Genomic DNA, 12,722 nt, shown 5'->3' on the forward strand with positions numbered 1-12,722 from the left:
GGGGGCAATGGGGACACCAGGGGCGCGCTTCGACGCCGGGCACCCGCACTACAAATGGGTGGCACTGTCCAACACCACGCTGGGAACGCTGCTGGCGACGATCAACAGCTCGATCGTCCTCATCTCACTCCCCGCGATCTTCAACGGGATCAAGCTGAACCCGCTGGAACCGGGCAATGTCAGCTACCTGCTCTGGATGCTGATGGGCTACATGCTCGTCTCGGCGGTGCTGGTGGTCACGCTCGGGCGGCTGGGCGACATGTGGGGCCGCGTCCGCATCTACAACGCGGGATTCGCCATCTTCACCGTCACCTCGGTGATCCTTTCCCTGGACCCGCTGCACGGCGGCGGGGGCGCCCTCTGGCTGATCGGCTGGCGGGTCGTGCAGGCCATCGGCGGCTCGATGCTGATGGCCAACTCGGCCGCGATCATCACCGACGCGTTCCCGCTGAACAAGCGCGGCATGGCGCTCGGCGTCAACATGGTCGCGGGCATCGCCGGCTCGTTCATCGGCCTGGTCCTCGGCGGGCTGCTCGCCGAGTGGGACTGGCGCAGCATCTTCTGGGTGAACGTGCCGATCGGCATCATCGGCACGATCTGGGCCTACCGTTCCCTGCACGACACCGGGGTGCGCAGGCCCGCGCGCATCGACTGGTGGGGCAACGTCACGTTCGGCGTCGGCCTCACCGCGCTGCTCGCGGCGATCACCTATGGGATCCAGCCGTACGGCGGCCACACCATGGGCTGGACCAACCCGTGGGTGCTCGCCGGGCTGATCGGCGGCGCCGCGCTGCTGGTGATCTTCTGCGTCGTGGAGACCAGGGTCGCCGAGCCGATGTTCCCGCTGAAGCTCTTCCGCAACGCCGTCTTCGCGGGCGGCAACCTGGCCACGCTGCTGGGCTCGATCGCGCGCGGCGGCCTGCAGTTCATGCTGATCATCTGGCTGCAGGGCATCTGGCTCCCGCTGCACGGCTACGACTACGAGGACACCCCGCTGTGGGCGGGCATCTACCTGATCCCGCTGACCATCGGGTTCCTGGCGGGCGGGCCGATCGCGGGCTACCTGTCGGACCGGTTCGGGGCGCGCTACTTCGCCGCCTCCGGGTTCGTGGTCATGGCGGTCTCGTTCGCGGGGCTGCTGATGATCCCGACCGACTTCAACTACGGCTGGTTCGCGTTCCTGGTGTTCCTGAACGGGCTGGGCGGCGCCATGTTCGCGGCGCCCAACACCTCGATCGTGATGTCCAGCGTTCCGCCCGAGGCGCGCGGCGCCGCGTCCGGGATGCGGGCGACGTTCCAGAACGCGGGGATGGTGCTGTCCATCGGCGTGTTCTTCTCGCTGATGGTGATCGGGCTGGCGGGCTCGCTGCCGGACACGCTCAGCTCGGGCCTCACCGCGCAGGGCGTACCGGCGCACGACGCGAACACCATCGCCCAGCTGCCACCGGTCGGCACGCTGTTCGCGGCGTTCCTCGGCTACAACCCGATCCAGTCGCTGCTCGGCTCGGACGTGCTGCACAACCTGCCCCCGGCGAACGCGGCGACGCTCACCGGCCGCGAGTTCTTCCCGCACCTGATCTCCGAGCCGTTCCACAGCGGCCTGATCGTGGTGTTCTCGATGGCGATCGTGATGTCGCTGGTCGCGGGCTGGGCGTGCCTCATCCGCGGCCGCTCGAACACCAAGCCGGCCGAGGAGACGGAGGAGGCCGAGGGGACCGCCGCCGCTCCGGCCACCACGACCGACGCGACCGACGCGACCACCACGACGAGCACGACCAAGACCGGTGCCTGATACGCGTCCCTGACCTTGGAAGAATGGGGCGCATGCCCAAGCGCCCCGCTTCCTCGACTTCCGCCTCGTGCCCCTGTGGGCTGCCCGCCTCGTACGCCGAGTGCTGCGGGCGGTTCCACAGGGGCGAGGCCAAGCCGCCGACCGCCGAGCTGCTGATGCGCTCGCGCTACAGCGCCTTCGCGGTGCAGGACGAGGCGTACCTCCTCAGTAGCTGGCATCCGTCCACGCGGCCGCCCGCCGTCGGCTTCGAGCCGGGGATGCGCTGGGAGGGGCTGACGATCGTCGGCACCACCGGCGGCAGCGCGTTCGACAAGCAGGGCACCGTGGAGTTCCGGGCGCGCTACACGCAGGGCGGGCGCGACGGCGAGATGCACGAGGTCAGCCGGTTCGTGCGCGACGGCGGCGCCTGGTCGTACCTGAACGGCACGGTGGACTGAACGCCGGCCCTGCGGAGGCCGTGGAACGGCTTTGGAACGGATTGGAACGCCTATCGGGTGACAGCCTTTCCGTCCCCTCAGAAAGCAGAGCGGAAATGAGACTTCGTCATGCTGCCTGTGCCGTCACGGTGACCGCGACGGCGCTCCTCTCGGCCGTCGTACCGAACGCCGCCGCCAACGCCGCGACGCCGGCCGCCCCCACTCCCCCGAAGCCCTCCTCCCCCGCCGCCGACCAGGCTCTGGCGAAGCTCGCGACCAGGCTGGAGAAGAACCTGGGCGGCGCCCACAGCGCGGGCTCGTACGTCGACCAGAAGACCGGCAGGCTGGTCGTCAACGTCACCGACGGCTCGGCGGCGCAGAGCGTGCGCGCCGCGGGCGCGACGCCGCGCACGGTCTCCCACAGCCGCGACGACCTTCAGAAGGCGACCGCGCGGCTCGACCGCTCGGCGCGGATTCCGGGCACCGCCTGGTCCCTCGACCCGGCCACCGACCAGGTCGTCGTTCAGGCGGACCAGTCCGTGACGGGGGCCAGGCTCGCCAAGCTCACCTCCGTCACCGGCAAGCTCGGCTCGTCGGCCAGGCTCCAGCGCGTCCCCGGCAGGTTCAGCACGCACGGCCCGACGATGCTGGACGGCACGGCCGTATGGTCGGCCGCCGGACGGTGCACGCTCGGCTTCAACGTGTTCGACGGCTTCGGCAGGCACTACTTCATCACCGCCGGGCACTGCACGCACGCCGCCTCCGACTGGTACGCCGACTCGGGCCTGACCAGCCGCCTCGGAACCAACGCCGGCCACCCGAACGTCTTCGGCCCGGGCGGCGACTACGGCATCGTCGAATACGACACCGCCCAGATCCACGCCTACGGGACGGTGGCCGACAGCGGCAAGTTCATCACCACCTCGGGCGACGCCGTGGTCGGCCTGTCCATCCGGCACGACGGCAGCACCACGCATCTGCGCGGCGGTCACGTCGTCTCGCTGAACAAGACCGTGACCTACGGCGACGGCACCACGGTCACCGGCCTGATCGAGACGGACGCGTGCTCCGAGCCCGGCGACAGCGGCGGCCCGCTGTACGACGGCGGCAGCATCGCGCTCGGGATTCTGTCCGGCGGCAACGGCAGCTGCTCGATTTCGGGCAGCCACACCGTCTACCAGCCCGTCGCGCCCATCCTGCGGGACTTCGCCCTGACGCTGTGGGACGTTCCGAAGCCCTGACCGTCCGCGGCCCCGACCGTCCGTCCGCTCCCCGGGCGGCTCCGGCACCTCCACCGCCGGAGCCGCCCGTTCCATGATCAAGTAAACGTCCGACAGACGGTCCCGCGAGGTCGCGCCCGGGCCGGAGAAGGCTGGTTGAGTCCGCCCCGAGAGGCGGACGCGCGCATGCGCGTCCGCACCATCGACCACGGGGGACTCATGCGTCCGATCGTCATTTCCACCGCTCTCGCCGCGGGGCTCGCGGGCTCCGCGCTGACCGTGCCGGCCGCCGTCGCCGCCTCGCACACTGTCGCCGCCTCGCGCACCGTCGCCTCGCGCACCGTCGCCTCGCACGCCGTCGTCGCGCCCGCGCCGTCGTTCAAGGTGAACGCCAAGTCCGGGCTGAAGGTGCGCTCCGGGCCGGGCAGCAAGTACAAGGAGTCCGGCAGCCTGAGGTTCGGCACGGTCGTCGCCGGGACCGGCAAGACGTCCGGCAGCTGGACGCAGATCCGGATGCCCAAGGGCGGCGTGGCCTGGGCGCCGTCGATGTACCTCACCATGGTCAAGCCCGGCCCGCCGCCGAAGCCGAAGCCGAAGCCCACGGGCGTCGCCGCGTTCAAGGTCACCCGCGCGGGCGTGAACCTGCGCACCGCCCCGAACACCCAGGCCAAGGTCATCAACGTCCTGCGCGCGGGCGGTCTGCTGGCCTCCACCGGGCAGGTCGCCAAGGGCTGGACGCAGGTCTCTGTGTCGGCCGGCGGCGTCGGCTGGGTCGCCGCGCAGTACCTCGCCAAGACCACCAACCCCGTCTATCGCGTCGTCGGTTCGCCCGGCGTCAACGTCCGCGCGGGCGCGGGCGTGAAGTTCAAGCAGATCGCGTTCGTCAAGACCGCGATCCTGCTGCCCGGCACCGGCACGGTGCAGAGCGGCTGGGCCCAGCTGAACCTGTCGAACGGCCTGACCGGCTTCGCGTCCCGCCGCTACCTCTCGCAGACCGTTCAGGACCGCGGGGACGCCGCCGCTCCCGCGCCCGCCGCCACACCTGATCCCGCCTCCACGCCCGATCCCGCCGACTGTCCCGAGGACGCGCCGAACCCGAACGCGCCCGCGGAGGAGCCGCCCGCGCAGCCCGCGACCGAGGTGGCGCCCGGTTCCTGACCCGACGCAGCTGAACGCCGACGAAGGCCGACGAGGGGGACGCGCACGGGCGCGTCCCCCTCATTGATGGGATCCTCGTGGCTCCGGCACCGAACGGAGTCACCCGTGGACGTATCGCTGCACGAGGCCGACGTCGGCCACACCGAGGAGCTGACCCGCCTCTATAGCGAGAACCGCGCCTACCTCAGGAAATGGGAGCCGGAGCGCGACCCGTCCTTCTTCGAACCCGAGACGCAGCGCCGCCTGCTCGCCGAGATCGACCGCCGCCGCCGCGAGGGACGCCAGTGGACCGCCCTCATCCACAACGGCCACGACTACGTCGGCTACATGACGCTCAACCACATCGTCTGGGGCGCGCTGCGCAACTGCCGGATCGGCTACTGGGTCTCGCAGCGCCACGCGGGCCAGGGCATCGCGACCGCCGCCGTGGCCCGCTGCCTCGACATCGCCTTCGGCGAGCTCGGGCTGCATCGCGTCGAGGCCTCCGTACGGACCGACAACCCGGCCTCCATCCGCGTCCTGGAGAACAACGGCTTCCGCCTCATCGGCCTGGCCCGCGCCCACGTCTTCCTTGAGGGCCGCTGGCACGACGAGTGGCTCTACGAGCGCTCGGAGCCCGGCCCGTTCATGTGACCATTTCACCCGGGCAATTGTTATTCGCAATTTATTTTGAGCTGATATGCTTAGGAAAAGCGCCGTTACTTTGCGGGCATGGAGAAAGAAATGCCCAGCCGTACGGCACTGGCGGCGGCCGTCGCGCGCGCCGCGCACCTCGTCGTCGACCGCGAGCCCTTGATCTTCCGGGACGAACTCGCCGCGACGCTGCTCGGCGACCTGGGCGAGGAAATGCTCGGGTATCACCGCGCGCACGGCGACCACATCATCCTCGCCGGCACCAGGACCGTCGTCACGACGCGCGCTCGCTATGCCGAACGGGTCGCCGCCGAGTCGCGGCCGGAGCGCTGCGTGATCCTCGGCGCCGGGCTCGACACGTTCGCGCATCGCGCCGGGCGGGGAGTCCGCGTTCACGAGGTCGACCGACCCGGCACGCAGGCGTGGAAGCTCGCACTGATGGAGAGGGCGGGCGTCGCGGTGCCCGAGTGCCTCGAGTTCGTTCCGGTGGATCTGGAGACCGAGAGCCTTGAGGGACGCTTCGAGCCCGGCCCGAACACGCTGGTGATGTGGTCGGGGGCGAGCTTCTACCTGACCCCCGAGGCCGTCGAACGGACGCTGTCGCAGATCGCGGCGTTCGGCCCAGGCACGGAACTGGTCATGGACTACGCGCTGCCCGAGGAACTGCGGGACGAGAAGGGCGCGGAGTACGCGACGATCGCCGCGCAGGTCGTCTCCGAGAGCGGCGAGCCCTACCGCTCGTTCTGGACACCGGAAGAGATCGCCGAGTCGCTCGGGCGTCTCGGCTTCACGGTCGTGGACGACGCAGGTGTCCGCGAGGCCGTTCCGGAGTGGATCTGGCGGCGCGACGACGCACTCGCCCCGTTCGGACTCTTCAGGATCGTCCGCGCCGCCGCACGCGCGTGACGCCCCCGCACGCTCGTGCGTTCGTGACGCCCTCCGTGCGGGCGTGACGGGCGGCGTGCGCTCGTGACCACTGCACGTGACCGGGACGGCCGTGACACCGGACCAGCCCAGCGTGCGGACCGTACCGGAGCGGGCCCCTGATAACGGTTAAGACTCTTGCGTAATGCACCCCTTGAACTGGTACGGACCAGCTTTTATCTTCATGGCCACGCGCGATTCTGCTCACAGGGCACGCACACCGCGCACAATTTTTCATGCGCGAAAGGGGGCGGCAGCGGCTTCGGCCGCACAGGGACACCACGCCAAAGGCCGCAAACACGGTCTGCCGGGGGGTTGGCGGCACAGCGAACGCACGGGCGCAGGGGTGCGCCTCGTGATCGAAGCCGGAGAAGGCGGGGACAGATGAAACGGCACCTCACAGGCGCCATCGCCGCGGGCCTGACGTTGGCCCTCGGTGTGAGCGGATGCAGCAAGGGCTCGTCGGGCGACAGCGGCTCGGACGGCAAGACGATCAAGTTCGTCGCGGCCATCTACGACGACAACACCAAGGGCTACTGGGACCAGCTGATCAAGGACTTCGAGGCGAAGAACTCGGGGTACAAGGTCAACCTGGAAATGGTCGACTGGACGCAGATGGACGCCAAGGTCAAGACCTACGTCCAGACCAAGCAGGTCCCCGACATCCTCAACTACAACTCCTTCTCCGACTTCGCGCGGGACGGGCTCATCTACAAGGCCTCCGAGGTCGTCTCGCCGCAGACGCTGAGCGACTTCACCCCGACCTTCGTCGAGCAGGCCAAGTACCAGGGCGAGCAGTACGGCCTGCCGTTCATCTCCAGCGCGCGGCTGCTGTTCTACAACAAGGACCTGATCAAGCAGGCCGGCATCTCCGAGCCGCCCAAGACCTGGGCCGACATCAAGACCGACGCGCAGAAGATCAAGTCCAAGACCAAGAAGATCGGTTACGGTCTGCCGCTCGGTCCCGAGGAGTCGCAGGCCGAGTTCTACTCCTGGGCGATGAACAACGGCGGCGGCTGGGTCGACGCGTCCGGCAAGTGGGCGATCAACCAGCAGGCCAACGTCGACACGATGAACTTCCTCAAGGACCTCAACAAGTCCGGCCTCACCCAGCCGAACCCGGAGACCACCGACCGCAAGACGGTGTTCAACCAGTTCGCGCAGGGCGGCGTCGGCATGGCGATCGGCGGCCCGTTCACCCGCGAGGGCTTCATCACCAAGGTCAACCCGAACCTGCAGTTCGGCGTCACCTCGCTGCCGACCAAGAGCGGCGGCCCTTCCAGCACGCTTGGCGTCATGGACGTTCTGGCCGCGTTCAAGAAGAGCGACGGCAAGAACAAGGACGCCATCGGCAAGTTCCTCAACTACTTCTACCAGCAGGACAACACCTCCAAGTTCCTCAAGCTGGAGGGCTTCCTGCCCGTCACCAAGTCCGCCGGTGACGCGCTGAGCGCCGACCCGTACTTCAAGCAGTTCGTCGACGCGCTGCCGACGTCGAAGTTCGCACCGACCACCAACCCCGCCTGGAGCGCGGTCGCCGGTGCGGTCAAGCAGGACCTCGGCTCGGCGGTGGCGAACAAGGACCCGAAGAAGGTCCTGGACGACATCCAGAAGACCGCCGAAAAGAGCGGCTGAGTGCACGACGTGAAGTCCCGTGGTGCCGGGGCGGCGACCGCCCCGGCCCCGCGTCACCGTTCCGGATCTCGGATCGGCCGGGCCCTGGCTCCACTGTTGTGGCTGGGGCCCTCGATCGTGCTCATCGCGGTCGTCGTGCTGTGGCCGGTCGTCGAGATGGTCCGTACCTCCACCCTCAAGATCAGCTCGTCCGGCGTCACGCTCGGCTCGGCCGGTGGGCGCAACTTCAGCGACCTGTTCGACGAGGAGGACTTCCTCCCCGTCGTGTTCCGCACCCTGCTGTGGGTGACGGCCGTCGTCGTCGTGACGATGGTGCTGTCGCTGGCGCTCGGTCAGCTGCTGAACGCCAGGTTCGCCGGTCGTCGCATAGTGCGCTGGGCGGTGATCGTGCCGTGGGCCGCCTCGGTGCTGATGACCGCGCTGATCTGGAAGTGGATGCTGGACAACTACTCCGGCCTGATCAACCGCGTGCTGCTGGACCTGAACGTCATCGACACTCCGGTGAACTGGCTGGCCCATCCGCACCAGGCGATGATCTGGATGATGTGGGTGGCGGTGTTCGTGTCGCTGCCGTTCACCTCGTTCGTCATCCTGGCCGGCCTGCAGACCATCCCCGGCGACGTGTACGAGGCGGCGCGGGTGGACGGGGCCGGTCCGTTCCGGACCTATTTCCAGATCACGCTGCCACTGCTGCGCCCGGCCATCCTGATCGCCGCGATCATCAACGTGATCAACGTGTTCAACTCGTTCCCGATCATCTGGGCGATGACCGGGGGCGGCCCGGGTCACGCCACCGACACCACCACCACGTACATGTACAAGATCGCCTTCTATGACCAGCACGTCGGCGAGTCCGCGGCGATGGCCGTGGTCAACTTCGCGCTGGTCCTGGTGCTGGTGCTGCTCTACCTGCGCGTCACGCGCTGGCGGGAGGAGGTCCGATGACCGCGACCACGCGACGCACCGCGTCCCGCGACGCCGCGCATCACGGCGGACGTACCGGGCGGCGGAACGTCCGGCCGCGCACGGTCATCCTCACCGGCGTCGGCTGGCTGGTGGCACTGCTGTTCCTGCTGCCCTACCTGCAGATGCTGCTGACCGCGCTGAAGCCGGAGAAGGAGCTGACGAAGTCCCCCGGCGCCTACCTCCCGTCCCACTGGCAGTGGTCGAACTTCGTCGACGTCTTCAAGGCCCAGCCGATCTGGACGAACATGCAGGTCTCGCTGATGGTCGCCGGGGCCGCGACGCTCGTCACGCTGGTCTGCGCACTGCCCGCGGCGTATTACACCGCGCGCAACCGGTTCGCGGGACGCAACGCGTTCCTGCTGCTGGTGCTGGTGACGCAGATGTTCGCGCCGACCGCGCTGGTCATCGGCATCTACCGGGAGATGGTCGCGCTCAACCTGACCGACACCCTGCTGGCGCTGATCCTGGTGAACGCGGCGTTCAACCTGCCGTTCTGCGTGTGGATCCTGCACGGCTACTTCTCCAGCATCCCGAAGGAACTGGAGGAGGCCGCGTTCCTGGACGGCGCCGGGCGGGTGAAGGCGCTGACCCGCGTGACCCTGCCCATCTCCATGCCGGGCGTGGTGACGGCGCTCGTCTACACCTTCATCTCGGCGTGGAACGAGTTCATCGTGGCGCTCACGGTGACCTCGTCCAACAACCGCAAGCCGCTGACGGTCGTGATCCCGTCCTTTGTCACGCAGTACCAAGAACACTGGCAGTACCTGTTCGCCGCCTCGTTGATCGCTATCGTGCCCGTGGTGATCCTGTTCATCTTCATCGAGCGCTACCTGATCGGCGGCCTCACGGCCGGCTCGGTCAAGTAGGAGAGGTGGTCGGGTGTTTCGAGGTCTGATCGTGTGCGCGGGAGTCGTCACCGCCGCCACGGCCCTGCAGCTGCCGTCCGCGACGGCATCGACGACCAGCGCAGCGGCCGACGACGCGGCGACGAACAGCGTGAACGGCGCGGCGACGGCGAGCGCGGCGACGAGCAGCGCGGGCGCAGCGGCGGTGAGTGCCGCGGTGGCCAGTGCGGCGAGCGCGCCGTGTCGTGCTCTTGCGCAGGGGCGTACGCGTTATCGGGTGGGCGCCGCCAAGCATGTGCTGTTCGCGGTCGCCGATCGGTACGGCGCGACGCAGGTGTCCATCACCGAGTGCGCCAAGAAGGGCCGCAGCTGGCAGCGGGTCCTGGTGAGCAAGGGCTGGACGGCCCGGAACGGCTTCGCCAAGCCGGGCGCCAAGCGCGAGGGCGACGGTACGGCCCCGACCGGGGCGTACACCCTGACCGAGGCGTTCGGCGAGCGCAATCCCGGCACCAAGCTGCCCTACCGGACCCTGCGCAAGACCGGCGACTGCTGGGGATCCACGATCGGCAGTCCGCTCTACAACCGCTACTACGCGGGCAAGTGCGGATCCGCCGACGAGGACCTGTCGGCGACGATGGCCTCGGGTCCCTACAAGGAGGCGGTCGTCATCAACTACAACCGCCCGCCGGACTCGCGCATCGTCCAGGGCAACGGCTCGGCCATCTTCCTGCACATCAGCATGAACAGGCCGACCGCGGGCTGCATCTCGCTCCCCCGCCCCGCCCTGGAGACCGCGATGAGGTCGTTCCGTCCGTACGACCGCATCGTCATGGGCACCAGCCAGGCCGTCTTCCGCTAAGCCGCACTCCGGTTCCGGTTCCGGTTCCGGCTCCGGCTCCGGCTCCGGCGAAGACATAGAGCCGCCCCAGTCCACTTCGGACTGGGGCGGCTTCCACGTTCCGGCCCTGGCCCGCCCCGCGGGCGGCTGAATGGGGGCGGGTCAGGCGACCGGTTCGAGGATCGGGGTGTCGGTGGCCGGCGGCTCGTCGTCATCAGTCGTGCCGGGGCCGTCGTCCTGCTGATCGAACTGGGTGCGGTAGAGCTCGGTGTAGCGGCCGTCGGCGGCCAGCAGCTCCTCGTGGGTGCCACGTTCGACCACGCGGCCGGACTCGATGACCAGGATCTGGTCGGCGGCCCGGACGGTGGACAGGCGGTGGGCGATCACGATGGCGGTACGGCCGTCCAGCGCCTCGCTCAGCGCCTCCTGGACGGCGGCCTCGGAGGTGGAGTCCAGGTGCGCGGTGGCCTCGTCCAGGATCACCACGCGCGGGCGGGCGAGCAGGAGCCGGGCGATCGTGAGGCGCTGGCGCTCGCCGCCGGACAGGCGGTAGCCGCGCTCGCCGACGATGGTGTCGAGGCCGTCGGGCAGGCTCCTGATGAGGTCGTCGAGACGTGCCCGGCGCAGCACGTCCCACAGGTCGTCCTCGCCGGCCTCGGGACGGGCCAGGACGAGGTTGGAACGGATCGACTCGTGGAAAAGGTGACCGTCCTGGGTGACCATGCCGAGCGTGTCGCGGATCTCCTCGAAGCTGAGGTCCCGGACGTCCACCCCGCCCAGCCGGACCGCGCCCTCGTCGGTGTCGTACAGGCGCGGCAGCAGTTGCGCGATCGTGGACTTGCCGGCGCCCGACGAGCCGACCAGCGCGATCATCTGGCCGGGCTCGGCGCGGAACGAGACGTCGTGCAGCACCTCGACGCCGCCGCGGGTGTCGAGCGTCGCGACCTCCTCCAGGGAGGCGAGGGAGACCTTGTCGGCGGACGGGTAGCTGAAGGTCACCTCGTCGAACTCGACGCCGACCGGCCCCTCGGGAACGGGCTTGGTCTCGGGCTTCTCGGCGACCAGCGGCTTCAGGTCGAGCACCTCGAAGACGCGCTCGAAGCTGACCAGCGCGCTCATCACCTCGACGCGGGCGCTGGCCAGGGCGGTCAGCGGGGCGTACAGGCGGGTGAGCAGCAGGGCCAGGGAGACCACGGCGCCCGCCTCCAGGTGGCCGCGCAGCGAGGACCAGCCGCCCAGGCCGTAGACCAGCGCGAGGGCGAGCGCGGACACGACGGTCAGCGCGGTGATGAAGACGTACTGCACCATCGCGGTCCGCACGCCGATGTCGCGGACGCGGCGGGCGCGGAGCGCGAACTCCTGCGACTCGCGGGCCGGGCGGCCGAACAGCTTGACCAGCGTCGCGCCCGGCGCCGAGAAGCGCTCGGTCATCTGCGTGCCCATCGCCGCGTCGTGCGCGGCGGCCTCGCGCTGCAGCCTGGCCAGGCGGCTGCCCATCCGGCGGGCCGGCAGCACGAAGATCGGCAGCAGGAGCAGCGCCAGCAGGGTGATCTGCCAGGAGATGCCGAGCATCACGACCAGGGTCAGCAGCAGCGTCACCAGGTTGCCGACCACGCCGGACAGGGTGTCGCTGAACGCCCGCTGGGCCCCGATCACGTCGTTGTTGAGGCGGCTGACCAGCGCGCCGGTGCGGGTACGGGTGAAGAACGCGACCGGCATCTTCTGCACGTGGTCGAAGACGGCCGTGCGCAGGTCGAGGATCAGGCCCTCACCGATGCTCGCCGACAGCCAGCGGCTGAGCAGGCCGAGGCCGCCCTCCGCCAGCGCCAGCACCGCGATCACGATGGCCAGCCACACCACCACGCGGGTGTCCTGGCCCTTGACGATCGCGTCGACGACCCGCCCGGCCAGCACCGGGGTGGCCACGGCGAGCACGGCGGTCACCACGCTGAGCAGCAGGAACCACACCACCATCACCCGGTGCGGCCGCGCGAAGCGCGCGATGCGGCCCAGCGTGGCGCGCGAGAACGGACGCTTGTCGTCCTGCGCGTTCATCGCGTGGTGCAAGGACATCCACGCGGTCACTTCCATGTCCATATGCGTCGCTCCGCCGATCGTTAGTGATCATCATCCGGGCCGTGCCGGGGGAGAACGGCCGCTGGAGTCGATCCTGATACCTCAACAATGCTTGAGGTCAAGTCGCCTCGGCCCGCTCACCTTCCCCCACGGGTCTGACAGTTTTCGCCTCGCGCGAGGATATGGACTTGAATGACCACGAAAACTCATCGGGACGTG

The 12,722-nt window shown here is 69.3% G+C and carries 11 protein-coding genes; 10 read left to right on the plus strand and 1 reads right to left on the minus strand.

What is annotated here, in order from left to right; genetic code table 11:
* The first annotated feature begins 7 nt into the window (after window positions 1–7).
* The 10 genes from J4573_RS13985 to J4573_RS14030 all read left to right on the plus strand — a co-directional run bounded on the left by J4573_RS13985 (window position 8) and on the right by J4573_RS14030 (window position 10,448).
* A complete protein-coding gene (locus J4573_RS13985) occupies window positions 8–1,792 on the plus strand; it encodes an MFS transporter (protein ID WP_208255857.1) in 1,785 nt (594 codons plus the stop codon).
* 32 nt (window positions 1,793–1,824) lie between these two features.
* Window positions 1,825–2,229: a YchJ family protein gene (locus J4573_RS13990; RefSeq protein ID WP_243772958.1), complete on the plus strand. Its 405-nt coding sequence runs from the start codon at window positions 1,825–1,827 to the stop codon at window positions 2,227–2,229.
* A 95-nt stretch (window positions 2,230–2,324) separates the two neighbouring features.
* Window positions 2,325–3,449 carry a S1 family peptidase gene (locus J4573_RS13995; RefSeq protein ID WP_208255859.1) on the plus strand — a complete coding sequence of 375 codons (1,125 nt, stop codon included), beginning with the start codon at window positions 2,325–2,327 and terminating at the stop codon, window positions 3,447–3,449.
* Between the two features lie 165 nt (window positions 3,450–3,614).
* A complete protein-coding gene (locus J4573_RS14000) occupies window positions 3,615–4,586 on the plus strand; it encodes an SH3 domain-containing protein (protein ID WP_208255860.1) in 972 nt (323 codons plus the stop codon).
* Between the two features lie 105 nt (window positions 4,587–4,691).
* On the plus strand, window positions 4,692–5,219 hold the full coding sequence (locus J4573_RS14005; protein ID WP_208255861.1) for a GNAT family N-acetyltransferase: 528 nt from the start codon (window positions 4,692–4,694) through the stop codon (window positions 5,217–5,219).
* A gap of 78 nt (window positions 5,220–5,297) precedes the next feature.
* Complete coding sequence (locus tag J4573_RS14010) at window positions 5,298–6,125, plus strand: class I SAM-dependent methyltransferase (RefSeq protein ID WP_208255862.1); 828 nt, start codon at window positions 5,298–5,300, stop codon at window positions 6,123–6,125.
* 402 nt (window positions 6,126–6,527) lie between these two features.
* Window positions 6,528–7,778: an extracellular solute-binding protein gene (locus tag J4573_RS14015; protein ID WP_208255863.1), complete on the plus strand. Its 1,251-nt coding sequence runs from the start codon at window positions 6,528–6,530 to the stop codon at window positions 7,776–7,778.
* Window positions 7,779–8,723: a carbohydrate ABC transporter permease gene (locus J4573_RS14020; protein WP_307796621.1), complete on the plus strand. Its 945-nt coding sequence runs from the start codon at window positions 7,779–7,781 to the stop codon at window positions 8,721–8,723.
* Window positions 8,720–9,610: a carbohydrate ABC transporter permease gene (locus J4573_RS14025; RefSeq protein ID WP_208255864.1), complete on the plus strand. Its 891-nt coding sequence runs from the start codon at window positions 8,720–8,722 to the stop codon at window positions 9,608–9,610. The genes J4573_RS14020 and J4573_RS14025 overlap by 4 nt, the downstream gene beginning before the upstream one ends.
* A 13-nt stretch (window positions 9,611–9,623) precedes the next feature.
* Window positions 9,624–10,448, plus strand: coding sequence for a L,D-transpeptidase family protein (locus J4573_RS14030; RefSeq protein ID WP_208255865.1), 825 nt, complete (start codon window positions 9,624–9,626; stop codon window positions 10,446–10,448).
* 141 nt (window positions 10,449–10,589) lie between these two features.
* Here the strand turns inward: J4573_RS14030 and J4573_RS14035 are convergent, their stop codons facing one another.
* Window positions 10,590–12,524 (minus strand): ABC transporter ATP-binding protein, encoded by a 1,935-nt coding sequence (locus J4573_RS14035; protein ID WP_208255866.1) that lies wholly within the window; start codon window positions 12,522–12,524, stop codon window positions 10,590–10,592.
* Window positions 12,525–12,722: the final 198 nt, after the last annotated feature.

Source organism: Actinomadura barringtoniae (assembly GCF_017573505.1).
Lineage (GTDB): Bacteria > Actinomycetota > Actinomycetes > Streptosporangiales > Streptosporangiaceae > Spirillospora > Spirillospora barringtoniae.

Coding starts and splice junctions, on each gene's coding strand:
- J4573_RS13985 (WP_208255857.1), top strand. CDS start 8: ATGGGGACACCAGGGGCGCGCTTCGACGCCGGGCACCCGCACTACAAA.
- J4573_RS13990 (WP_243772958.1), top strand. CDS start 1,825: ATGCCCAAGCGCCCCGCTTCCTCGACTTCCGCCTCGTGCCCCTGTGGG.
- J4573_RS13995 (WP_208255859.1), top strand. CDS start 2,325: ATGAGACTTCGTCATGCTGCCTGTGCCGTCACGGTGACCGCGACGGCG.
- J4573_RS14000 (WP_208255860.1), top strand. CDS start 3,615: ATGCGCGTCCGCACCATCGACCACGGGGGACTCATGCGTCCGATCGTC.
- J4573_RS14010 (WP_208255862.1), top strand. CDS start 5,298: ATGGAGAAAGAAATGCCCAGCCGTACGGCACTGGCGGCGGCCGTCGCG.
- J4573_RS14015 (WP_208255863.1), top strand. CDS start 6,528: ATGAAACGGCACCTCACAGGCGCCATCGCCGCGGGCCTGACGTTGGCC.
- J4573_RS14025 (WP_208255864.1), top strand. CDS start 8,720: ATGACCGCGACCACGCGACGCACCGCGTCCCGCGACGCCGCGCATCAC.
- J4573_RS14035 (WP_208255866.1), bottom strand. CDS start 12,524: ATGGACATGGAAGTGACCGCGTGGATGTCCTTGCACCACGCGATGAAC.